General features: G+C 66.9%; 25 protein-coding genes. 15 read left to right on the forward strand and 10 right to left on the reverse strand.

The features are described 5' to 3' along the window. Window positions 1-58: 58 nt before the first annotated feature. The 4 genes from RMCB_RS23100 to RMCB_RS23115 are packed head-to-tail and all read left to right on the forward strand — an operon-like array spanning window position 59 to window position 3349. A complete protein-coding gene (locus RMCB_RS23100) occupies window positions 59-664 on the forward strand; it encodes an Rv1363c family protein (protein WP_062830731.1) in 606 nt (201 codons plus the stop codon). Next, entirely contained in the window at window positions 661-1179 is a 519-nt protein-coding gene (locus RMCB_RS23105; protein ID WP_062830639.1) for a hypothetical protein, read from the forward strand. The genes RMCB_RS23100 and RMCB_RS23105 overlap by 4 nt, the downstream gene beginning before the upstream one ends. Beyond that, window positions 1176-2090, forward strand: coding sequence for an alpha/beta fold hydrolase (locus RMCB_RS23110; protein WP_062830640.1), 915 nt, complete (start codon window positions 1176-1178; stop codon window positions 2088-2090). Before RMCB_RS23105 ends, RMCB_RS23110 begins: the two co-directional genes overlap by 4 nt. Then, a complete protein-coding gene (locus tag RMCB_RS23115; protein ID WP_062830641.1) occupies window positions 2090-3349 on the forward strand; it encodes a WS/DGAT domain-containing protein in 1260 nt (419 codons plus the stop codon). Before RMCB_RS23110 ends, RMCB_RS23115 begins: the two co-directional genes overlap by 1 nt. Here the strand turns inward: RMCB_RS23115 and RMCB_RS23120 are convergent. The 3 genes from RMCB_RS23120 to RMCB_RS23130 form a co-directional block, all read right to left on the reverse strand. Beyond that, the gene (locus tag RMCB_RS23120) at window positions 3339-4070 is read right to left on the reverse strand and encodes a DUF899 family protein (protein ID WP_062830642.1); all 732 of its coding nucleotides are present in this window, start codon (window positions 4068-4070) and stop codon (window positions 3339-3341) included. The two genes, RMCB_RS23115 and RMCB_RS23120, sit on opposite strands and share 11 nt — an antisense overlap. A gap of 8 nt (window positions 4071-4078) precedes the next feature. After that, complete coding sequence (locus RMCB_RS23125) at window positions 4079-4735, reverse strand: maleylpyruvate isomerase N-terminal domain-containing protein (protein ID WP_062830643.1); 657 nt, start codon at window positions 4733-4735, stop codon at window positions 4079-4081. A gap of 104 nt (window positions 4736-4839) precedes the next feature. Further along, window positions 4840-5439 carry a TetR/AcrR family transcriptional regulator gene (locus RMCB_RS23130; protein ID WP_062830644.1) on the reverse strand — a complete coding sequence of 200 codons (600 nt, stop codon included), beginning with the start codon at window positions 5437-5439 and terminating at the stop codon, window positions 4840-4842. A 24-nt stretch (window positions 5440-5463) separates the two neighbouring features. Between RMCB_RS23130 and RMCB_RS23135 the strand changes: the two genes are divergently transcribed. The 3 genes from RMCB_RS23135 (at window position 5464) to RMCB_RS23145 (ending at window position 8593) form a co-directional block, all read left to right on the forward strand. Continuing rightward, on the forward strand, window positions 5464-6213 hold the full coding sequence (locus RMCB_RS23135) for an SDR family NAD(P)-dependent oxidoreductase (RefSeq protein WP_029366431.1): 750 nt from the start codon (window positions 5464-5466) through the stop codon (window positions 6211-6213). A gap of 22 nt (window positions 6214-6235) precedes the next feature. After that, entirely contained in the window at window positions 6236-6757 is a 522-nt protein-coding gene (locus tag RMCB_RS23140) for a DoxX family protein (RefSeq protein ID WP_062830645.1), read from the forward strand. Window positions 6758-6862: 105 nt separating this feature from the next. Continuing rightward, on the forward strand, window positions 6863-8593 hold the full coding sequence (locus RMCB_RS23145) for a DUF3556 domain-containing protein (RefSeq protein WP_062830646.1): 1731 nt from the start codon (window positions 6863-6865) through the stop codon (window positions 8591-8593). Between the two features lie 18 nt (window positions 8594-8611). On the opposite strand, the gene RMCB_RS23150 is transcribed toward RMCB_RS23145, so the two are convergent. After that, window positions 8612-9403, reverse strand: a complete 792-nt coding sequence (locus RMCB_RS23150) for a FadR/GntR family transcriptional regulator (RefSeq protein ID WP_029366434.1) — start codon at window positions 9401-9403, stop codon at window positions 8612-8614. Between the two features lie 239 nt (window positions 9404-9642). On the opposite strand from RMCB_RS23150, the gene RMCB_RS23155 reads away from it, so the two are divergent. The 3 genes from RMCB_RS23155 to RMCB_RS23165 are packed head-to-tail and all read left to right on the forward strand — an operon-like array spanning window position 9643 to window position 12722. After that, a complete protein-coding gene (locus RMCB_RS23155) occupies window positions 9643-10791 on the forward strand; it encodes a thiolase family protein (RefSeq protein ID WP_062830647.1) in 1149 nt (382 codons plus the stop codon). Then, the gene (locus RMCB_RS23160) at window positions 10788-11576 is read left to right on the forward strand and encodes a crotonase/enoyl-CoA hydratase family protein (protein WP_062830648.1); all 789 of its coding nucleotides are present in this window, start codon (window positions 10788-10790) and stop codon (window positions 11574-11576) included. Before RMCB_RS23155 ends, RMCB_RS23160 begins: the two co-directional genes overlap by 4 nt. A gap of 3 nt (window positions 11577-11579) precedes the next feature. Further along, on the forward strand, window positions 11580-12722 hold the full coding sequence (locus RMCB_RS23165; protein WP_062830649.1) for an acyl-CoA dehydrogenase family protein: 1143 nt from the start codon (window positions 11580-11582) through the stop codon (window positions 12720-12722). A 78-nt stretch (window positions 12723-12800) separates the two neighbouring features. Here the strand turns inward: RMCB_RS23165 and RMCB_RS23170 are convergent, their stop codons facing one another. Together RMCB_RS23170 and RMCB_RS23175 are read right to left on the reverse strand one after the other, a co-directional pair. After that, the gene (locus RMCB_RS23170; RefSeq protein WP_029366438.1) at window positions 12801-13535 is read right to left on the reverse strand and encodes a fasciclin domain-containing protein; all 735 of its coding nucleotides are present in this window, start codon (window positions 13533-13535) and stop codon (window positions 12801-12803) included. A 141-nt stretch (window positions 13536-13676) separates the two neighbouring features. Further along, the gene (locus tag RMCB_RS23175) at window positions 13677-14996 is read right to left on the reverse strand and encodes an MFS transporter (RefSeq protein ID WP_062830650.1); all 1320 of its coding nucleotides are present in this window, start codon (window positions 14994-14996) and stop codon (window positions 13677-13679) included. Between the two features lie 38 nt (window positions 14997-15034). On the opposite strand from RMCB_RS23175, the gene RMCB_RS23180 reads away from it, so the two are divergent. Beyond that, on the forward strand, window positions 15035-15994 hold the full coding sequence (locus tag RMCB_RS23180; protein ID WP_062830732.1) for a GlxA family transcriptional regulator: 960 nt from the start codon (window positions 15035-15037) through the stop codon (window positions 15992-15994). Between the two features lie 43 nt (window positions 15995-16037). Then, window positions 16038-16550: a gamma carbonic anhydrase family protein gene (locus RMCB_RS23185; protein ID WP_062830733.1), complete on the forward strand. Its 513-nt coding sequence runs from the start codon at window positions 16038-16040 to the stop codon at window positions 16548-16550. A gap of 79 nt (window positions 16551-16629) precedes the next feature. On the opposite strand, the gene tet(V) is transcribed toward RMCB_RS23185, so the two are convergent. Both tet(V) and RMCB_RS23195 read right to left on the reverse strand, forming a co-directional pair. Beyond that, on the reverse strand, window positions 16630-17901 hold the full coding sequence (gene tet(V), locus RMCB_RS23190; protein ID WP_062830651.1) for a tetracycline efflux MFS transporter Tet(V): 1272 nt from the start codon (window positions 17899-17901) through the stop codon (window positions 16630-16632). A gap of 53 nt (window positions 17902-17954) precedes the next feature. Then, window positions 17955-18782, reverse strand: coding sequence for an enoyl-CoA hydratase (locus RMCB_RS23195; protein WP_029366443.1), 828 nt, complete (start codon window positions 18780-18782; stop codon window positions 17955-17957). Window positions 18783-18901: 119 nt separating this feature from the next. Here RMCB_RS23195 and RMCB_RS23200 point away from each other — a divergent pair, with 119 nt between their 5' ends. Genes RMCB_RS23200 through RMCB_RS23210 form a run of 3 tightly spaced genes read left to right on the forward strand, consistent with a single transcriptional unit; the run spans window position 18902 to window position 21824 of the window. Then, window positions 18902-19987, forward strand: coding sequence for a CaiB/BaiF CoA transferase family protein (locus RMCB_RS23200; protein ID WP_062830734.1), 1086 nt, complete (start codon window positions 18902-18904; stop codon window positions 19985-19987). Between the two features lie 53 nt (window positions 19988-20040). Further along, the gene (locus RMCB_RS23205; protein ID WP_062830652.1) at window positions 20041-20793 is read left to right on the forward strand and encodes a 3-hydroxyacyl-CoA dehydrogenase; all 753 of its coding nucleotides are present in this window, start codon (window positions 20041-20043) and stop codon (window positions 20791-20793) included. 17 nt (window positions 20794-20810) lie between these two features. Continuing rightward, on the forward strand, window positions 20811-21824 hold the full coding sequence (locus RMCB_RS23210) for an NAD(P)H-dependent flavin oxidoreductase (protein ID WP_062830653.1): 1014 nt from the start codon (window positions 20811-20813) through the stop codon (window positions 21822-21824). A gap of 94 nt (window positions 21825-21918) precedes the next feature. Here RMCB_RS23210 and RMCB_RS36865 read toward each other — a convergent pair whose 3' ends face one another. Both RMCB_RS36865 and RMCB_RS23220 read right to left on the reverse strand, forming a co-directional pair. Then, window positions 21919-22050: a hypothetical protein gene (locus RMCB_RS36865; RefSeq protein WP_018598896.1), complete on the reverse strand. Its 132-nt coding sequence runs from the start codon at window positions 22048-22050 to the stop codon at window positions 21919-21921. Window positions 22051-22165: 115 nt separating this feature from the next. Then, on the reverse strand, window positions 22166-22699 hold the full coding sequence (locus RMCB_RS23220; protein ID WP_062830654.1) for a DoxX family protein: 534 nt from the start codon (window positions 22697-22699) through the stop codon (window positions 22166-22168). Between the last annotated feature and the right edge of the window lies 1 nt (window position 22700).

A 22700-nucleotide genomic window follows, 5' to 3' on the forward strand; every position in this document is an offset into this window, starting at 1 on the left:
TACGTTGGACGGCGAGTGTGTGAACTTGCACACGTGGCTGTCCCGCGGAGGAGCGTTCATGGCAGACGACGGCACCGACGAGTCGGTCGAGTCGGCTGAGGCCGAGCAGAAACCCGACCGCGAACCGGAGCCCGAGACCGAAGACTCCGAGCCCGCAGATGCCGGCATGAGCGCGCGGCCGCGGTTATCGCAGGTGCGGTTGGCGGCCCTCGCCGGAGCGGCAGTGGTGGTCGTCTTGGCGGCGGCCACCGGGTGGCTCGGGTTTCGCGCTGTACAGACTCATCTGGCCGACGAGAAGCGCCAGATGTTCCTCGACGCCGGCCGGCAGGCGGCGTTGGCACTGACCAACGTCGACTGGGAACACGCCGACGACGACGTAGCGCGGGTGCTCGACTCGGCCAGTGGTCAGTTCTACGACGATTTCGAGAGACGGTCACAGTCGTATCTCGCGGTCGTCAAGCAGGCCAAATCGAAGTCCGTCGGCACCATCACCGGTTCAGCGCTGGTGTCCGCGTCGGACACCGACGCGCGGGTGATGGTGGCGGTGACGGTCAACTCGAGCAATGCCGGCGTGGCCGATCGGACGCGGTACTGGCGGATGGTGCTGACGATGCAGCAGAACCCGGGTGCGCCGAAGGTGTCCAACGTGGATTTCATCCAGTGACCGGCAAACACGCTTTCGAGCCGACGAGGCGCTCGCGGATCCTGGTGCTCGGCGTGCTGCCTGCACTCGCACTGCTGCTCACGGTGGCCGCCGCAATCTTCAAGTGGCAGGTTGCCGCATCGACCGGGGCCGAGCGGGCCCGCACCGAATCCGTTCAGGCGGCACGGGATATCACCGTCGAGATGCTCTCCTACCAGCCCGACACAGTCGAGCAGCAACTCCACGCCGCGCGCGAGAAGATGACGGGACAGTTTCTCGGCATCTACACGGCGATGATCGAGAACGCCGTCATTCCGGGGGCCAAGTCGCAGGGCGTCACCGCGGTCGCCGAGGTGCCGCAGGCCGGTTCGGTGAGCGCCAGTCCCGACCATGCGGAGGTGCTGCTGTATCTGAACCAGACCGTCACCGTCGCCCAGAAACCGCCGCAGATAACGTTGTCGACGGTGCGGGTCACCATGGTGAACGAGGGCGGGCGGTGGTTGATGTCGAAGTTCGAACCGGTGGTGCCACAGTGACCGAGCCCCGCTGGTGTGACGTCAGCACCCCCGCCGTCCAACTGCGGGCGCTCGTGTGGGGCCCGCAGGACGGGCCGATCGCGTTGTGTCTGCACGGTTTTCCCGACACCGCCTACGGCTGGCGCACGGTCGCTCCCACTTTGGCCGCTGCCGGCTGGAAGGTGGTGGCACCGTTTCAGCGCGGCTATGTGCCGTCGGGAATCCCGGCAGACGGCAGCTACCACGTCGGCGCATTGATGGATGATGCGCTGCGCGTACTCGAATCGGTCGGGCCGACGGGGCGCGACGTGGTCATCGGGCACGACTGGGGGGCCATGGCGGCCACCGGGCTTTCGGCGTTGCCCGACGGACCGTTTGAGCGCGCCGTGATCATGTCGGTACCGCCGTTTGCGTCGTTCCAGCCGCTGGGGCGTGTGCCCGACGGTGCCAGGCTCGCGGCCCAGTTGCCACGTCAGCTCCTGCGTAGCTGGTACATGTTGTATTTCCAATTGCCCTGGCTGCCTGAGCGTTCCGCATCGTGGGTCGTGCCCCGGCTCTGGCATTGGTGGTCGCCTGGATACGCCGCTGACGACGATCTGCGGCACGTCGACGCCGCGATCGGTGCGCCGGCGCGGTGGCGTGCGGCGATCGGCTACTACCGGGCGATGCTCCGCGGAACCACGCCCCCGGCCCGGTACGCGAGCCTGCACCAGCACTGGATGTCCCCACCGCTGATCCCGTCGCTGTACCTGCATGGAGCCGACGATGGTTGTGCCACACCGGATTACGCGCGATGGGTGGAGAGGATCCTGCCCGAGGGCAGTGACGTCGGCATCGTCGCGCGGGCCGGGCACTTCCTGCAGCTCGAACAGCCCGACGCGGTCGCCGGACACATCCTGGACTTCATCGGCACCGCGCGGGCGCCGCAGTAGTGCGTAGGCTGGCGGCGATCGACGCCCAGAACTACTGGATGTCGGCCGCGATTCCGAATAATCAGTTTCTCCTGTACGGGTTCGCCGGTGCGCCAACAGATCTGGATGCGGCGGTGCGTGACGTGCGTCAGCGCGCCCAGTGCTGCCCCGAACTGGGTCTGCGGATCAGAGACGACCACCGGCTGAGATACCCGGTGTGGGAACCCCGCCACGTCGGCGACGACCAGTTCGTCGTGCACGATCTCGGCGAACCGGGCTTCGACGATTGTCTTTCCGCGCTGACTGCTTTGGCCGGTGACCAGCTCGACGCGGCTCGAGCCACCTGGCGGGTGCACGTTTTCCCTCGGGTCCGCGACATTCCCGCGGTCACCGGCGTGGGGACGGTGATCGTCATGCAGACGGCGCACGCGCTGGCCGACGGTGGCCGGTCGGCGGATTTGGCGGGGTTGATGTTCGGCAGGCCGGGCGGTGTGCGTGCCGTCGAGGTGCCCCGCTTGGTGACCGCCAGGCTGCCCTGGCGCGCCGCGCAAGCAGCGCGGTGGCACCGAGTGCTGGTGCGCGACGAGGAGGATGGCCGGGTCCCGCGGCAGGCGGATTCCCGTGCGGCGCTGCGTAGTAACGCCGCACCCGCCGGAGCGATATCGGTGCGCACGATCGTCCGTAACCGCGATGAGCTGGGCGGTCCGACCGTCACGGTCGCGGTGCTCGCCGCGGTGTCCGCGGCCCTCGCTGAGCACCTACGTGAGCTAGGCGACGATCCTGCGGATCTGGGTGCGGAGGTGCCGATGGCCAAAGCCGGTCCCCGCACGGCGAACAACCAATTCGGCAATGTCGGCATCGGGCTGTATCCGACGCTGGACCGGGACGCCCGCATCGGACGGATCGTGGAGGATCTCGCCCAGCGGCGTCGTCGTGCGCAGCATCCCGCGATGCTCGCCGCCAGCCGGGCCTACGCCGCCACGCCGGCCCCGTTGTTACGTTGGGGTGTAAGACAATTCGATGCGTCGTTGCGTTCGCCCACGGTGACCGGCAATACGGTGGTGTCCAGCGTCAACCGCGGTGCGGCAGATCTGCGCTTCGCTGGCACGCCGGTGGTGATGACGGCCGGATACCCGGCGCTGTCGCCGATGATGGGCCTGACGCACGGTGTGCACGGCATCGGCGCCACCGTGGCGGTCAGCGTCCACGCGGCCGAGTCGGCGGTCGGCGATGTCGATGCCTATGTGGCCCGGCTTGAGCGGGCGTTGACTAGCCGCTGAGGTCGTCGGACCGGCCCGCGGCCAACCGGGACCACTGCGGTATCGGCCTGCCGTCGATGCGTGTGTTGGAACCGTCGACCTGCCAGTGCTGCGGCCAGCCCTCAGGTGAGTCCTCCCACGGCTCTTGACGTCCGTACACGGTGAGGTCCATGAGCGCGTAGCTGTAGTCCATCGCTTCCACGCCGCGGCGCGTGGTCCAGTACGTCTCGAAGACCCGGTCACCGTCGCGCAGGTAGCAGACGATGTGCATCATCCCGACGCTGCGCCCGACCAGGAGGGTGTCCAGTGCGGGCAGGGCGGAATACCAGGGCACCTGCCAGCCCATGAACTCGCGGTACCGCGCCGTTTCGGGGTACGGGCCCTGCGCGAAGACCGCGTAGGTGATGTCTCGGGAGTGCAGGTAGGACAGCTCGGCGACCTGCGTCGTCACCCACGTGCATCCCTCGCATTGCTCCGGTGCGGGATGTCCGGTGTGCCACATGAAGTGATACACCAGCAGTTGGCGCCGGCCTTCGAAAGCGTCGAGCAGCGTGGTCGGGCCGTCGGCTCCGATCAACTCCGCTGTCGCATCCACCTCCACCATGGGCAGCCGCCTGCGCGCGGCTGCGATCGCGTCGCCTTCACGGGTGTGCGCCTTCTCGCGCACCCGCAGTGCGGCGAGGTCGACTTCGAACACCGAGCGGTCCACAATCACCGGCCGGCTTGATGTTTCGCTGTTCACAGGTCCTCCTACTCGGTCAGGTCAGCGTCGGCGGGACCGAACAGGTACAGGTGTTCGAGTACCGGGGTGGGATCGGCCGACCAGTCCATGGCTGCGAGTTGACCGCGGCTACGTCGCCCGGTGCGCCACCGCAAAACCTCGAATCGGGTGGTGCGAAGGCCTATCTCGCCGCCGCCCTGCGGGCCGGTGCGGTAGTCCCCGTCCTCGACGGTCACCCGCAACGGCATCGGAGTCTTCAGGATGTTGAGCAGTTGATCGGAGGTTTGCGACACGGCGGCGTCGTGGCGGGCGCCGGGGGCGGCGAGGGCACCCCGGATATCGTGCTCGTGCACCACGATGTCGCCGAGCGGGGGAGCGGTTCCCCGCTCGGCGAGGCGGTGCAACCGGGTTGCCGCGGCGTCCCAGGCGGCCAGCACATCGGTGGTGTCGTGTCCGTCGAAACGTGCTATCTGCGCGGCGGTTTCGGCGTCGGACGGCGGTGGCGTCAGCGTGCCGGCAGCCCAGTCTTCGGCGACCGCGGTCATGTGCGCGACGACATCGCGTACCGACCACAGTGGGCAGGCCGGCACGTTGACCTCCCACGCGTCCTCGGTCATCAGGTCGACGATGCGCTGCCGCGTATCGCGGTAGAGGGTCCAGACGTACACGGGGTCGGCGGTCGTCATGAGCCATCCCTTTCAGTCGTTAAACAAATCTGTTGAATATTTCTCCAGCACATCACGGCGCACGGAAATAGTCAACAAAGTTGTTGAACGATTGTCGGGTTCGCTCAGCCGCGCAGATTCTCGATGCCTAGGTCGAGAGCGGTCTCGAGATACGAGATGTCGCCGGTGGCCAGCAGGATGCCGACGCCGCCCTGGATTCCGGCCAGCAGGGCCGCCGCCGCACGGCCCGCGTCGATGTGTGCCGAGATCTTGCCCTGAGCCTGCATCGCGGTGATCCCTGCTGCGATGTCGTCGTGCCAGCGCCGCACGAGTGTCGCCGTGACGGCCTGCGCGCCCGGGGTGGTGCGCCCGATCTCCGACATCAGCATGCTCATCGGGCAGTTCTGGCCCTGTCGGCGGTAGCGATCGACGACGGCGTCGCGCCAGCGTTGCCACGCCGCCCACGAGGTCAGCGCGCCGAGGTGGGGTTGCTGATCGGCGAGCACCTGATCGGCTTCATGCGACGCGACCTCGAGTAGCAGCTGCTCCTTGCCGCCCGGGAAGTAGTGGAACAGTTGGCTTTTGGAGGTATGCGTGCGGGCCCGGATATCGTCGATCGTGGTCTCGGCGACCCCGCGGCTGCGGATCTCGGCTGCGGCGCCCTCGATGATGCGCTGCCGGGTCGCTTCACCCTTGGCGGTGAATTTCTGGACTTGCAGGTCCATTTTCATGGCAGTACACCTGGACTCATGAGTCCAAAGAGTACGCGGTTGCACGGTCGAACAGCACTGGTCACAGGGTCCACCGGGGGGCTCGGCGTCGCCATCGCCAAAGCGCTGGCCGCCGAGGGCGCCCGGGTCATCGTCACCGGCAGAAACAAGGTGCGGGGCGACGCCGTCGTCGCCGGCATCCGGTCCGCGGGCGGGGCCGCGGACTTCGTCGCCGCCGACCTCGGTGCGGGCGAGGACGAGGTCCGTCGGCTCGCGGCCGCAGCAGGCGACGTCGACATCCTCGTCAACAACGCAGGCGTCTGGTCCATCCCCGAACCCACCGCCGACATCTCCGAAGCCACGCTGCTGGAGTCCTACCGCGCCAACGTCGTCGGCCCGTTCCTGCTCACCGGCGCGCTGGCACCGGGCATGGTGGCGCGCGGCCGCGGCGCCGTCGTCAACATCGGATCCATCACGGGCCTGATCGGCGGGGACAAGTCCGCGCTGTACAACTCGACCAAGGCGGCCGTGCATTCGCTGACCAAGTCGTGGGCCGCCGAGTATGGCCCGTCCGGGGTGCGGGTCAACGCCGTCGCGCCGGGCCCGATCGCCACCGAGCGCGCCGCCGAAGCCGCCGACCATGTCGCACCGGTGCTGGCCCGCATCCCGTCGCGGCGCATGAGCACACCTGAGGAGGTGGCGGCAGCGGTCGTCTTCCTGGCGGGCGACGACGCCGCCAACATCCACGGCGCGATCCTCAGCGTGGATGGTGGCTGGGCGGCCGTTTAACAGATGACCTAGATTCTGTTACATGGCTAGTGACGTTGCGATCCTGATTCTGCGGGTGGTTCTCGGGCTGACCATGGCCGCCCACGGCTACAACAAGTTCTTCGGTGGGGGCCGGATCGCCGGAACCGCGCGCTGGTTCGAGAGCATCGGCATGAAGCCGGGGACGTTTCATGCGCGGGTCGCGGCCAGCACCGAGCTGGCCGCCGGCCTGGGCCTGGCGCTCGGTCTGTTGACGCCCGTCCCCGCGGCCGGGTTCGTCGCGCTCATGTTGGTGGCGGCCTGGACCGTGCACCGGCGCAACGGGTTCTTCATCGTCAAGGAGGGCTGGGAGTACAACCTGATCCTCGCGGTGACCGCGGTGGCGATCGCAGGCACCGGCGCCGGGCGCTACAGCCTGGACTACGCCCTGCTCCACACCTCCGGGTTCTATCACCTGCTGCACGGTTGGTGTGGGCTGGCGATCGCCGTGGTTCTCGGGTTGGCCGGTGGCATCGGACAATTGGCCATTTTCTTCCGCCCGCCGGTCAACGCCGGCACCCCGTAGCGCCCACACTACGGTTTCTGCTGCAATTCCCGCGTTTTCGCGGCAAAAACCGTAGTTTGGGCGTTCGCGTGAGGGCAGACTAGAACACGTTCTAGTCTTGCCGGCATGGGATTTCTCAAACAGGACACCCCACAGATCGACTTCGAGCAGTGGAGCAAGGGCACGCGGGCGGAGAAGATCGTGCCGATGGCCCGGCACTGGGCCGAGGTCGGCTTCGGCACCCCGGTCGCACTGCACCTGTTCTACGTCGCGAAGATCGCCGCCTACATCCTGGTGGCCTGGCTGGTCGCACTCAGCACCGACGGCATCAACGGCTTCACCAACGTCGCGCACTGGTACGCCGAACCGATCGTGTACCAGAAGGTGGTTTTCTTCACGATGCTGTTCGAGGTCGTGGGATTAGGCTGCGGCTTCGGCCCGCTGAACAACCGGTTCTTCCCGCCGATGGGCTCGGCGCTGTACTGGTTGCGCCCCAAGACCATTCGGTTGCCGCCCTGGCCCAACCGGATTCCGCTCACCGCGGGGGACAGCCGCACGCCGCTGGATGTGCTGCTCTACGCCGCACTCCTGGTGGTGCTGTTCGTGGCGCTGTTCTCGCAGGGCACCGGCCCCATCCCGGAGCTCGGGACCGAGATCGGCGTGCTGCCGGTCTGGCAGACCGCGGCCGTCGTCGGGCTGCTCGCGGTGCTCGGCCTACGCGACAAGGTGATCTTCCTGGCGGCCCGTGGTGAGGTGTACGGCTCGCTGGCCGTGTGCTTCCTGTTCACCGGTGCCGACATCGTCATCGCCGCCAAGCTCGTCTGCCTGGTGATCTGGCTGGGCGCGGCTACCTCCAAGCTCAACAAGCACTTTCCGTTCGTCATCTCGACGATGATGAGCAACAATCCGGTGTTCCGGCCCCGCTGGATCAAGCGCAAGTTCTTCGAGCACTTCCCGGACGATCTGCGGCCGGGTCTGCTGTCGCGCTGGTTGGCGCATTTCAGCACGGCGATCGAGGGTCTCGTGCCGTTGGTGCTGTTCTTCTCCGGTGGGGGTTGGCCGACGTACGTCGCGGCCTTCGTCATGCTCTGCTTCCACTTCGGCATCTTGTCCTCGATCCCGATGGGTGTGCCGCTGGAATGGAACGTCTTCATGATGTTCTCGGTGCTGGCCTTGTTCGTCGGCCACGCCGGCATCGGGCTCGGTGACCTCACGAGTCCCTGGCCGCTCGTGCTGTTCGCCGTCGTCGCGGGCACGGTGGCGCTGGGAAACCTGTTCCCGCGCAAGGTGTCCTTCCTGCCGGGCATGCGGTACTACGCGGGCAACTGGGACACGTCGTTATGGTGTATCAAACCATCGGCCGACGAGAAGATCAGCAAGGGCATCGTGGCGATCGCCAGCATGCCCGCCGCGCAACTGGAGCGGTTCTACGGCAGCAAGGAGGCCGCGCAGATCCCGCTCTACATGGGATATGCCTTCCGCGCGTTCAACACTCATGGCCGGGCACTGTTCACCTTGGCGCACCGCGCGATGGCCGGGTTCGACGAGAACGAGTACACGCTGACCGACGGCGAGCGGATCGTGTCCACCGCCATCGGCTGGAACTTCGGCGACGGGCACATGAGCAACGAACAATTGGTTGCCGCGCTGCAGAAGCGGTGCGGGTTTGCGCCCGGCGAAGTCCGCATCGTCATGCTCGACGCGCAACCTATCCACCGGCAGACGCAACGGTACCGGCTCGTCGATGCCGCGACCGGCGAGTTCGAGAGCGGGTACGTCAAGGTCGCCGACATGGTGACCCGTCAGCCGTGGGCCGACGATGTGCCGGTGTACGACGTGAAGTCGTCAGTGCCATGAGGCTGGACCGTGCGGCGCTTAGCGCATGACGTCGCGAACCTTGACGCTCTCGATGTCCTTGAGCATGAGGATGCGCGCGGTGTCGAGATGCTTGCGCCAGTGTGCCTCGGCAGCGTCGCCATCGCCGGAGCGGATGAGTTGAATGAGCTTGCGATAAGAGCGCATCAGCTTGTCGTAGTCGTTCTTGGCGACCGGCCTGCGCTCCTTGAACAGGAAGGCGTGGTGGCGCACGGTGATCTCGTGCAGCATGCCGGCGATGATGCCCAAGGTGGCATTGCCCGACAGCTCCACCACGCGGCGGTGAAAATCTCCGGTGGTCTCGGCCAGACGGTCTGACTGGTAGTCCTTCGGGATGTGCTCGTCGAGCATTCGTTCCAGTTCGGCGATAGCCTCCTCGTCGCCCTTCTCGGCCAGCAGTCGCGCGGCCATCGGCTCGATGGCCGCACGCCCCACCAGCAGATCGGCGATGTCGGCGCCGGAGAGCTCGAGCAGCAGACCCGCCGGGCGCGCGACGATCTCGGGGCCGGGCACCCGGACCCGGGCACCGGTGCGGGAGCCGCGCCGCACCTCGACCAGCCGTTCGGATTCCAGCACGCGCACGGCCTCGCGCAGTGTCGGCCTGCTGACCCCGAAGTGCTCCATGAGCTCGGCTTCGTTGGGCAGGTAGTCGCCTTCTTTGAGCTGGCCGTCGACGACCATGCGGCGCAGGGTGCCTGCCACGAGCTCGGCGGTCTTCGGGGAGCGGACCGGGGTGTGCGGCGTCATCGAGTCCGGCCCGATCATCGGCGCCAGCGGTGTACTTCCAGCCACAACGGTCTCCTGCGAACTCTCCCGGTAACACTGAACGACCCGGCCGCTGCGGCTAGGTATACAACTCAGTAAACCATGTGGAGGGCGGTAGCCGCGGCAAACGGAGCAATCACCGTACCCGAAACCGCAGGCTATGGCCGTCTACCAACCAGTAGGTTGACCTAGTAAACCTTCTGTTCTACGTTCACTTGTAATACAGAGTCTTCGTCAACACCAACCCATCTTCGAAGGAGAAGTCCATGGCTGAAGCTGTCATCGTGGAGGCGGTGCGCTCCCCGGTCGGCAAGCGCAACGGCGCACTGTCGGGCGTGCACCCCGCGGAACTCTCCGCCCAGGTGCTCAACGCGCTGGTGGAGCGGGCCGGCGTCGACCCCGCCCTTGTCGATGACGTCATCTGGGGCTGTGTCATGCAGGCCGGTGAGCAGGCGCTCGACATCGCGCGTACCGCGGTGCTGACGGCCGGCTGGCCCGAGACGGTCCCCGGCGTCACCGTGGATCGCCAGTGCGGTTCCAGTCAGCAGTCGCTGCACTTCGCCGTCGCCGGAGTGATCGCCGGGCACTACGACGTCGTCGTCGCCGGCGGCGTCGAGTCCATGTCGCGCACGCCGATGGGTTCCTCGCTGGCCAATGGCGGACACCCCTACCCTGAGGCCTTCCAGGCCCGCTACGACCACAAGACGCCCAACCAGGGCATCGGTGCCGAGATGATCGCCGAGCAGTGGGGCCTTTCCCGTACCCAGCTCGACGAGTTCTCGCTGCGATCGCACGAAAAGGCCGCCGCTGCACAGGATTCCGGTGCGTTCAAAGACCAGATCGTGGCGATCAAGGATCAGGATGGTGGCATCGTTCTCGAGGACGGCGGCATCCGGCGCGGCGGCACGGTCGAGTCCATGGCCGCCATCAAGCCCGCGTTCAAAGAAGACGGAGTGATCCACGCCGGCAACTCCAGCCAGATCTCCGACGGATCAGCCGCGCTGCTGGTCATGTCGGCCGAAAAGGCAAAAGAGCTGGGGCTCAAGCCGATCGCGAAGGTGCACACCGCAGTGCTCGCCGGTGCCGACCCGGTCATCATGTTGACCGCGCCCATCCCGGCCACCGAGAAGGCGCTGAAGAAATCGGGTCTGAGCGTCGACCAGATCGGTGCGTTCGAGGTCAACGAGGCCTTCGCCCCGGTGCCCATGGCGTGGCTCAAGGACATCGGCGCCGACGAGAACCGCCTGAACCCCAACGGCGGTGCCATCGCGCTCGGCCACCCGCTCGGCGGATCCGGCGCCCGCATCCTCACCACACTCGTGCACCACATGCGGGACAACAACATTCAGTACGGCCTGCAGACGATGTGCGAAGGTGGCGGCCAGGCCAACGCGACCATCCTGGAGCTGCTGTGAGTGACGAGGGCGCCCTTGTCGAGCGCAGAGGCAACGTCCTGCTCATCACCATCAACCGGCCGGAGGCGCGCAACGCCGTGAACTCCTCGGTGAGCATCGCCGTCGGCGACGCGCTCGAGCAAGCGCAGCAGGATCCGGAGATCCGCGCCGTGGTGATCACCGGATCGGGTGACAAGTCGTTCTGCGCGGGCGCCGACCTGAAGGCGATATCGCGCGGGGAGAACCTCTTCCACCCCGACCATCCCGAATACGGATTCGCCGGATACGTCAGCCATTTCATCGACAAGCCGACCATCGCCGCGGTCAACGGCACTGCCCTGGGCGGTGGCACCGAACTGGCTCTGGCCAGTGACCTCATCGTGGCCGAGGAAAGTGCGAAATTCGGTCTGCCCGAGGTGAAGCGGGGCCTCATCGCGGGCGCGGGTGGCGTGTTCCGCATCGCCGAGCAGCTGCCGCGCAAGGTGGCCAACGAGCTGCTGTTCACCGGTGAGCCGATGTCCTCGGCGGACGCGCTGCGGTGGGGCCTCATCAACCAGGTGGTGCCCGACGGCACCGTGGTGGACGCGGCGCTCAAGCTGGCCGAACGGATCACCGGCAACGCACCGTTGGCCGTGCAGGCCAGCAAGCGGGTGGCCTATGGCGTCGACGACGGCGTCATCACCGCGGACAAGGAAGGCTGGCGGCGCACCAACCGCGAATTCAGCACGCTGCTGCAAACCGAGGACGCCAAAGAAGGACCGCTGGCTTTCGCGCAGAAGCGCCAACCTGTCTGGAAGGCAAAGTAATTCATGAAGCGACAGATCTACACGGCCGAACACGAGGCGTTCCGCGAGACCGTCAAGGAGTACATCGACCGCGAACTGGTCCCCAACAGCGAGAGGTGGGAGGCCGAGCGCATCGTCGACCGCTCTGCCTACACGGCCGCGGGCAAGTACGGCGTCATCGGCTTCAACATGCCCGAGGAGTTCGGCGGCGGCGGTTCGGACGACTTCCGGTTCAACGCCATCATCGACGAGGAGATCGCCAAGGCCGGTGTGCACGGCCCGGCACTGAGCCTGCACAACGACGTCGTCGGCCCGTATTTCAAGGAGTTGGCCAACGACGAGCAGAAGCAGCGCTGGATGCCCGGCATCGCCAGCGGCGAGCTGATCATCGCCATCGCGATGACCGAGCCCGGCGCCGGCAGCGACCTGGCCGGTATCCGGACCTCCGCGGTGCGCGACGGCGACGATTGGATCATCAACGGCTCCAAGACCTTCATATCGTCGGGCATCAACAGCGACCTCGTCGTCGTGGTCGCCCGGACCGATCCCGAGGCCGGGCACAAGGGCTTCACGCTGTTCGTGGTCGAGCGGGGCATGGAAGGCTTCACCCGCGGCCGCAAGCTCGACAAGATGGGCCTGCACAGCCAGGACACCTCCGAGCTGCACTTCGAGAACGTCCGCGTGCCGAACGCCAACCTGCTCGGTAAGGAAGGGCGCGGTTTCTATCACCTGATGACGAACCTGCCCTCGGAGCGGCTCGGCATCGCGATCTCGGCGATCTACGGTGCGCGCGCGGTTTTTCAGGAGACGCTGCAATACGCCAAGGACCGCAAGGCCTTTGGTCAGCCGATCGGCAGCTTCCAGCACAACCGATTCCTGCTCGCCGAGATGGAGACCGAGCTGGAGGTCACCGAGAACTACATCGACCGCTGCCTGCAGGGCGTGGTCGACGGTGAGCTGACGGCCGTCGAAGCGGCCAAGGCCAAGTGGTGGGCCACCGAGGTGGCCAAGAAGGTGGTCGACCAGTGCGTGCAACTGCACGGCGGCTACGGCTACATGATGGAATACCGGGTCGCCCGGGCCTATGTCGACGGGCGCATCCAGACGATCTTCGGTGGTACCACCGAGATCATGAAGGAGATCATCGGCCGGGATCTCGGCGTCTAGTTTCTTCGGCGAGCAGACGCGAAAGCCCCCCAAATCACGTGATTTGGGGGGCTTTCACGTCTGCTCGCGCAGGAAAGGTCAGCCGATCGGCGCGTCGGCGGCAGGCGTCGCGGTGGGCGACGGCTTGGGAGCTTCGCTCGAGAGCGTCGTCGGGGTCGTGGACGTGGTGCTGACGCCGGTCGGGGTGAACGGCTCCGGCGGAGAGTTGGGGTCGAGCACCGCGTCGATGATGTAGATCCGGGCGTTCTGGGCCTCGATGCCACCACACACGATCTTGGCGGTGTCGTTGACCTTGATGTCGCCGCCCTTGCCGGTCACCTTGATCTCAGCGCCCTGCTGGGTGGGCCGCTGGCCCTTGACGTCGTCCGGGCCGAGCAGGCCGAGGAACGCGTGGTAGTAGTCCAGGCTGGTGAGCGCGGCGACGTTGCCCTTGAGCGCATCGAGCTTGCCCGGTTCCATCGCGGCGAACGCGTCGTTGTTCGGGGCGAACACCACGTACGGGCCGTTGTCGAGGACCGCGGTGATGTTGACCGCCGGATTCATGCCACCGGCGACCGCGGAGTTGAAGGTGCTGATCTCGGGGATGCTCGCCAGGACCTTGCTCACGGGCTGCTTGGACAGCGCCTTCCAGTCCGGCATTTCCTTCTTGAAGTTGTCGCAGCCGGGGCCCTGCGGGTCCGGGATCTCGACGGTGATGGTCTCTGTCGTCGTCGGTGCTGCCGGATCGGCGTTGGCGGTGATCGACAACGGCAGCGACGCCGCGATGGCGGCGACCGCCGCGGCTGCGCCAAGAGTCTTGGTGCGAGTCTTCATAGGTGGGTTTTCCTCCCGCTCATGCCTGGCCTGTGGTTCGTCGGCAGCCGGTGGCGCGCGTGCCCCATGGGGACACGCGAAGATACGACGGCCTCGGCGTTCCCCGCGGCGCCGCATCGGATGGTAAAGGTAACCGTGCGGTTACGGCAAAGCAGAAGTGTCTACTGCCGCCGGCTCGACTCTACCGACCTGCACCTTTCTGATGCCCGCCGAGAACGCCGCGGCGACGAAGCACAGCCCCGCAGCCAGGTAGAACGCCACGTCGTAGCTGCCGTTCACATCGCGTATCCAGCCCGCGCCTGCTGCCGCGACGGCTGCGCCCAGCTGGTGCGACGCGAAGACCCATCCGAACACGACGGGGGAGCGCTCGCCGAAGTACTCGCGGCACAGCACGATGGTCGGCGGCACTGTGGCCACCCAGTCCAGGCCGTAGAACAAGATGAACACCCACGTGCTCGGCTCGGCGTGTGGCGAGAGCAGTGACGGCAACAGCAGCAGCGAGACGCCCCGGCCGGCGTAGTACACGAGCAGCAGCAGCCGGGGATCCACGCGATCGGTGAGCCAGCCGGAGAACACCGTGCCTGCCACGTCGAGGACGCCGATGGTGGCCAGCAAGCCGGCAGCCACCGTGGTCGGCATGCCGTGGTCGTTGGCCGCGGGGATGAAGTGGGTGCCGATCAGACCGTTGGTGGTCATGCCGCAGATCGCGAAGCTGCCCGCCAGCAGCCAGAAGGCGGGCACCCGCGAGCCGATGCGCAGTCCGTCGATGGCCGCGCTGAAGCTGCCGGTAGCCAGCGGCGTGGGCGGTGCGATGGCGTCGGCGCCGTAGGGGGCGAGGCCTTTGTCGCTGGGGTAGTTGCGCATGAACAGTGCCACCAGTGGTACGACGGCCAGCGCGGCAGCCGCGACGATGAGCGAGGCCCAGCGCCAGCCGTGAGCGGTGGTGACGGCTGCGACGATCGGCAGGAAGATCAATTGGCCGGTCGCGCTGGCGGCCGTGAGCACACCGGTGACGAGGCCGCGACGCGCGTCGAACCAGCGGGTGGCGATGGTGGCGACGAAGCCCATCGAGATCGAGCCGGTCCCGATGCCCACCAGCACGCCCCACAGCAGGACCAGTTGCCAGCTCGCGGTCATCAGGGTGCTGACCGCTGAACCGGTCGCGATCAGCAGCAGCGACACCGTCAGCACCGGCCGCACACCGAAACGGTCCATCAGCGCTGCGGCGAACGGCGCGGTGAGGCCGTACAACGTCATGTTGACCGACATCGCCAGGCCGACCGTGCCGTGCGACCAGCCGAACTCGTGATGCAGCGGATTCATCATGACGCCGGGGATCGAGCGGAAGCCTGCGGCGCCGAGGATCGCGACAAAACTGATCGCCGCCACCACCCAGGCCCAATGGACGCGGATTTTCACCCGACCACTGTGTCCGACGGGCGGCGACCCGGCCAGTGGCATAAATGCCAGCATTCATCAAAAACATGCCAGAATCGGGTATGCACCGCGTGGCCGTCCTGCTGCTGGCGCCGGTGGTCGGCTTTGACGCGGCCATCGCGCCGACACTGTTCGCCAACGCCGTCGATGCCGTGGGCACACCGCTCTACGACGTCGTGATGTGTGGTCTGGGCACCGGACCGGTGCCCGCCACCAACGGTTTCGCGATCGTGCCCGCGGCCGGGTTGGAGGCGCTGGATACCGCAGACACCGTGGTGATTCCGGGCACCCGCTACGCACCGGCGCGCATCGACGGTGTCCTGGACACCGAAGTGTCCGAGGCGCTGGACCGCATTCGTCGCGGCACGCGCCTGGTGTCGATCTGCACCGGGGCGTTCGTGCTGGCCGCTGCGGGCCTACTCGACGGCAGGCCCGCCACCACGCATTGGCGTTTCGCCGCGGACATGCGGCGGCTGCATCCCGCGGTGCGACTCGACGAGCACGTGCTCTTCGTCGACGACGGGGATGTGCTCACCTCCGCGGGCCTGGCTGCGGGAATCGACCTGTGCCTGCACATCATTCGCAGCGATCACGGGGCCGCGGTGGCCAACGGCGTGGCGCGCTACTGCGTGGTGCCACCCTGGCGCGAGGGCGGTCAGGCACAGTTCATTGCCCCGGTCGCCGAGCCCGATGCACCGCACGCGTCGACCGCCGCCACGCGCCAGTGGGCGCTGGCGCACCTCGACGAGGAGCTCACCGTGCAACGGCTGGCGCGGCACGCCCACATGAGCGCCCGCACGTTCAGCCGCCGGTTCCTCGCCGAAACCGGCCAGGCACCCGGAGCGTGGATCCGCAGCCGGCGCGTGGACCGAGCCAGGGAACTGCTGGAATCCCATGATCTTTCGGTTGATGAGGTGGCTCGCCGGGCCGGGCTCGGCAGCGCAGGCAACCTGCGTCATCACCTGCGCCGCGGGCTCGGCATGTCACCGTCGAGCTATCGCAAGGTATTCCAGGGAACGTGAGGCGCACGCGGACATCGGTGGCCGTCTGATTACCATGGCCGTCATGCCTGAGCCGCTCATCGCGTCCGTCGCCGGTCATACCCCCACAGTGGATCCCGACGCCTGGATTGCGCCCAATGCCAATGTGATCGGCCAGGTTTCGCTCGCGGCCGGGGCCAGCGTCTGGTACGGCGCCACGCTGCGCGCCGAGTTCGAACCCATCGTGGTGGGTGCGGGCAGCAACATTCAGGACGGCGTCACCGTGCACGTCGACCCCGGGTTCCCCTGCCGCATCGCGGGCGGGGTGACGGTCGGCCACAACGTGGTGTTGCACGGGTGCACTGTCGAGGAGAACAGCCTGATCGGTATGGGGGCCGTGGTGCTCAACGGTGCCGTGATCGGCGCGGGGTCACTGGTGGCGGCGGGCGCGGTGGTACCGCAGGGCATGGTGGTACCACCGCGGTCGCTGGTCGCGGGCGTGCCGGCCAAGGTGCGCCGCGAGCTCAGCGATGACGAGGTGGGCCACAACCAGCTCAACGCTCAGGCATACCTGCATCTCACGGGCCTGCACCGATAGCTCCCACCATTGACTCTGCGCCTAGGGTGCGAACGTGCGAGTGGGGCCCGCCGTCGGCGCAGAGCGAAACGTCGGCGTACTAACCCAGCGGGTGGGCCAGCTCATCGCGCGGCATGCGAGCCGCGACGAGGGCCACGGTGGCCAGCAGCACCGGTGCCACCCCCGCCACCAAAAAGATCGTGTGCATCGGCACCACCTTCGACAGCGGCCCGACGATCGCGAACGACAAGGGCATGAAGGCCAGCGACACGAAGAAGTCCAGGCTGGACACCCGGCCCAGCATCGCCGTCGGCACCCGACGCTGCAGCAGCGTCCCCCAGATCACCACCGCGGCTCCGTCGGTGACGCCGATGACGAACGTCGCGGCGGCCATCAAGGGGAATGACGTTGTCATGCCGACGATCACGAGAGGGATCGCGCCGAGCCCCCACATCATCATCAGCATGGTCAGATAGCGGCGCGGCATCTGTCGTGACGACACCGCCAAAGCGCCCAGCGCACTGCCGAACCCGAAGAACGCCAGGATGAAACCGTACATGCGGGCGCCGTCGGCGAACCGGTCCTTGGCGATGAACGGCAGCAACACCTCGATGGGGCCGACCACCACCAGCACATAGATGCTGGCGAACAGCAGCGTCCACAGCAGCCACGGTGTACGCACCATGAACCGGAAGCCGTCGCTCAGATCGCGCAGCACGTGCGGCCGCTGATCCGCTTGCGGCGCAGCCGAATCGGTGGCACCGCGGGTGGCCACCAGCAGCACCAGGCCCAGGCCGAACAAGCACGCGACAGCTACTGCGCCGATCGACGGAAGCGTCGCACCCACCACCATGCCTGCCACCGCCGGCCCCACCGAACGCTGGAACACCGGCCGCACGACACCCTCGACGCCGTTGGCGGCCAACAGTTGTTCGGCAGGCAGGACGCGGGGCAGTAGGGCGCTGTATGCGGGGAAGAAGAAGGCCGCAGCGATGCCGAGCACGCCCGCAGCGACCGCCATATGCCAGATCCGAAGGGCGCCAACGAGTCCGAGGACAGCGACGGCGGTGACCGTGAGCAGGTTGACCGACTCGACGGCGATGATGATGGCACGTTGATTGATCCGGTCCGCGGCGATGCCGCCGACGAGCACGAACAGCACCAGCCCACCACCGAGGCAGGTGGCGACCAGTGACAGTGACGCCGGATCGTTGTCCAGGGCGATGACCTGTAGCGCCATCACCACCGACCACATGCCTTCGGCGAAGATCGACAGGCTCACCGCCCCGATCAGCAGCCGGTATTCCCGCACCCGGAACGGGGCGAGCACGCGCCATCGGACCGGTCGGCCGGTGTCAAGCTGCGTACTCATCCCTCGATGGTCGCGGACGGATACCGCCCGCGTCCAACGATTTTCGCCGGGCGTCAGGAGTCGGTGAACTCCGCACGCCGATTCTGCTGGAACGCGCGGGTGCCCTCACGGAAGTCGTTGGACGCCAACAGCCGAAGCTGCCCTTCCCGCTCCAGTGCGAACGCGCTGTCGAGCTCGGTCAGGGTGGCCGCATTGATGGCGTGCTTGGTCTTGCGCAGCGCCACCGCCGGACCCGAGCGCAGTTTGCCGATGACCTTGTCCACCTCGGCGTCCAGCTCGGCAGCCGGGTAGACACCGCCGATCAGGCCGGCGGCGTACGCGTCGGCGGCGCTGAGCCGCTCGGCCAGCAGCGCCATCCGCATCGCGCGGCCCCTGCCGATCGACGCGGCGACCAACGCCGACGCGCCACCGTCGGGCATCAGCCCGATCTTGGTGAAGGCCAGCAGGAAGAACGCCGCATCGGAAGCCAGCACCACATCACCGGCGAGGGCCAGCGAGACCCCGACTCCGGCGGCGGGGCCCTGCACCACGACGACGACGGGCTTGGGCAGCGCCACGATGGACCCGACTGCGCGATTGGCCGCGTCGAGAACGCCTGCGGCGTCGAAGGATTCGGCGCTCTGGTCGTCCTCGCTGATGCCCGCGCCTGAGCTGAATCCGCGACCGGCTCCACCCAGTCGCACCACACGGACCGCGGGGTCGCCTGCGGCGAGATCCATCGCGTCGGCGATGGCGACCAGCATCTCCTGGGTCAGCGAGTTGAGGCTCTCGGGCCGGTTGAGCGTCACCGACAGCACACCGTCGGCCAGGCTCACCGACAGGTCGTCGATGCTGCGGTACTGCGTGGTCGACGGGGCTGCGCTGGTGTCGGTGGATGTCATATCTGCACCTTCGGTCTGGCAGGCGAGGGCCCGCTGTAGGCTACGGCCGGTTGAGAAGGTTATACAAGTAAGCTATGTCGGCGGTCAACCAACGCCGAACACGCGGAGGGCGGATGAGCATGGCAGGACCATTGCAGGGTTTGCGCGTTGTGGAGTTGGCGGGCATCGGCCCAGGCCCGCACGCGGCGATGATTCTCGGCGACCTGGGAGCCGATGTGGTGCGTATCGAGCGCCCGAGCAAGGCCTCCGGCACGCCGAGCGCCGACGCCATGCTGCGCAATCGCAGATCGGTCGAAGCCGACATGAAGAGCAACGAGGGCCGCGAACTGGTACTCACGCTCATCTCGAAGGCCGATGTGCTGATCGAAGGCTTCCGCCCGGGGGTTACCGAGCGTCTCGGCCTGGGGCCCGATGACTGCGCGAAGGTCAACGAGCGCTTGATCTATGCGCGGATGACCGGCTGGGGCCAGGAAGGCCCGCGGGCTCTGCAGGCCGGGCACGACATCAACTACATCTCCCTCAACGGTCTGCTGCATGCCGTCGGGCGGCACGGCGAGCGGCCGGTGCCGCCGCTGAACCTGGCCGGCGACTTCGGCGGGGGCTCGATGTTCCTTCTGGTCGGCATCCTTTCGGCGCTGTTCGAGCGGCAGACTTCCGGCAAGGGTCAGGTGATCGACGCCGCGATGGTCGACGGCTCCAGCGTGCTGATGCAGATGATGTGGAGCTTCCGGGCCCAGGGCATGTGGAGTGACGAGCGCGGCGTCAACATGCTCGACACCGGTGCGCCCTACTACGACACCTACGAGACATCGGACGGAAAGTACATCGCGGTCGGCGCGATCGAGCCGCAGTTCTACGCCGAGCTGCTCAAGGGGCTCGGCCTCGACGCGGCCGACCTGCCGGCGCAGAACGACGTCGCCCGCTGGCCCGAGCTGCGCGAGATCTTGACCAAAACCATTGCGGCACATGACCGTGACCACTGGGTGTCGGTGTTCGACGGCACGGACGCGTGCGTGACGCCGGTGCTGTCGTTCGCCGAGGTGCTCACCGAACCGCACATCGCCGAGCGCGACACCTTCTATGACGACCGCGGCAACCTGCAGCCGATGCCTGCACCACGGTTTTCCCGCAGTGCTCCGGTTCAGCCGACGCCGCCGGGTGCGCGCGGCGCTGACACCGAAGCGGTCTTGCGCGACTGGGTATAGTCCCAACCAACTAGTTGGCCGGTAACGGGCCGGCCGGGAGAGGAATGCGGTATATGGAGATCAGGGATTCGGTGGCCGTTGTCACCGGCGGGGCTTCGGGTTTGGGGTTGGCCACGACGAAGCGGTTGTTGGATGCGGGGGCGTCGGTGGTGGTGATCGACCTCAAGGGTGAGGAGGTGATCGCCGAACTCGGCGAACGCGCCCGGTTCGTGGGCACCGATGTCACCGACGAGGCGGGCGTGACCGAGGCATTGGATGTCGCGGAATCGTTGGGCCCGGTGCGGATCAACGTCAACTGTGCGGGCATCGGCAACGCGATCAAGACCCTCGGTAAAGACGGGCCGTTTCCGCTGGCGGGGTTCCGCAAGGTCGTCGAGGTCAATCTGATCGGCACGTTCAACGTGATCCGGCTGGCCGCGCAGCGCATCGCCGCGACCGAGCCGGTCGGTGAGGAGCGCGGGGTCATCATCAACACCGCCTCGGTGGCGGCGTTCGACGGGCAGATCGGGCAGGCCGCGTACTCGGCGTCCAAGGGCGGTGTGGTCGGCATGACGCTGCCGATCGCCCGGGACCTCTCGCGGGAGCTGATCCGGGTGTGCACGATCGCGCCCGGCTTGTTCAAGACCCCGCTGCTGGGGTCGCTGCCCGACGAGGCCCAGAAATCGCTGGGCGCTCAGGTGCCGCACCCGGCCCGGTTGGGTGATCCCGACGAATACGGCGCCCTGGCCGTGCACATCATCGAAAACCCCATGCTCAACGGCGAAGTCATCCGCCTCGACGGCGCCATCCGCATGGCACCGCGGTAATCAAGAAAGGCGAACATATGGCATTGAAGACGAAGTTCACCGAGACGTTCGGGGTTGAGCACCCCATCGTGCAGGGTGGTATGCAGTGGGTGGGCCGCGCCGAACTCGTTGCGGCAGTGGCCAATGCGGGTGCGCTGGGTTTCCTGACGGCGCTCACTCAGCCGACGCCTGCGGATCTGGCCAAGGAGATCGCCAAGACCCGCGAACTCACCGACAAGCCGTTCGGGGTGAATCTGACCATCCTGCCGACGATCAACCCGCCCCCGTACGACGAGTACCGCCAGGTCATCGTCGACGCCGGTATCAAGATCGTGGAGACGGCGGGCTCCAACCCGGCACCGCACCTGCCGATGTTCCATGACAACGGCATCAAGGTGCTGCACAAGTGCACCTCGGTACGCCATGCGGTCAAGGCGCAGAGCCTGGGTGTGGACGGCATCAGCATCGACGGGTTCGAATGCGCGGGGCATCCCGGTGAGGACGACATTCCGGGTTTGGTGCTGATCCCAGCGGCGTCGGCCAAGATCGACATCCCGATGATCGCCTCGGGTGGGTTTGCCGATGCGCGTGGGCTGGTCGCCGCGTTGGCGTTGGGTGCTGACGGGGTCAACATGGGGTCGCGGTTCATGTGCACGGCGGAGTCCTCGATCCATCAGAACGTCAAGGAAGCCATCGTGGCCGGCTCTGAGCTGGATACCGAATTGATCTTCCGCCCGCTGCGCAACACCGCGCGCGTCGCCAGTAACGCGGTGTCGCGGGAAGTGGTGGACATCCTCAACAAGGGCGGGCAGTTCCCCGACGTCAAGGATCTGGTGGCCGGTGTGCGGGGCAACAAGGTCTATGAGCTGGGTGACCTGGACGCCGGAATCTGGTCGGTCGGGACCTCGATGGGCCTCATCAACGACATCCCCACAGTGGGTGAGCTGGTGTCGCGGATGGTGACCGAAGCCGAGGCTCTCATCACGGGGCGCCTTTTGGACATGATCGGCGCCGATGAGACTGACCTTGAGAAAGAAACAGTCCCCGCATAGCGCGGGGACTGGCCATCACGGCATGAGGTGCTGAGAAGCGCCCTCGCCGGGCAAACTCAACATGGGAAGCGCGCGCCGCGAGGCGCGCGCTTTCTCATACCGCGGTACGGAGCGGCTGGAAGTCGTCAAACTGCTCCGACGTATCACCCTCGACGAGGACATCGCCGTGGTAGAGAGCGTCGAAGTCGACCTTGATGACATCTGCACTGGTGTCGTCGATCCACATGTACTGAACAGTAGGTGTCACCATTAAGGAATCTTTGAGTCACGATTCGGAAAATGGTGGCAATACTTACTTCGCGGTAGGTTTCCGGCCGGTTCGGCGGCTGTGAGGCGGGTTTTCAGCTCCTGCTGTGGGTGAAATGGATCGGATTGGTGCCGTTGAGCGCGATCCAGGTCACGATCGCAACGACGACGCCCGCCACCAACATGGCGACGGCGATCGACCGCGTGCCGCGGGCCCGGCCGAAGACCCGATGATCGATCGACAGGGTTCCGGCGCCGGTGAAGAGCAGGGCCGCGGCGGCGAAGGCCACCATGAATGGAACGTTGAAGGGCTGCGACCAGAACGCGCCGCCCGACACATTCACCGCCCAGGCGTCGACCATCGCCGAGATCACGGCGAAGGCCGCCAGCGGCGTCAGCACTCCGAGTAGCAACCCGATGCCGCCCAGGGTCTCCGCAGCGGTCACCATGAACGCTGCCAGCGGCGGCAGTCGCCAGCCGTCGCTCTGCATGAATCCGGTGACCGTGCCGAAGTCGAAGGCCTTGATCAGGCCCGCCTGCAGCATCGTGGCGCCGGTGGCGACGCGCAGGATCAGCAGACCGATGTCCGTCGTCGTGGTTTCTGTGCGGAGCGCTGTGGTGGTTGTCATG

It is taken from the genome of Mycolicibacterium brisbanense (assembly GCF_001570425.1).
GTDB classification, from domain to species: domain Bacteria; phylum Actinomycetota; class Actinomycetes; order Mycobacteriales; family Mycobacteriaceae; genus Mycobacterium; species Mycobacterium brisbanense.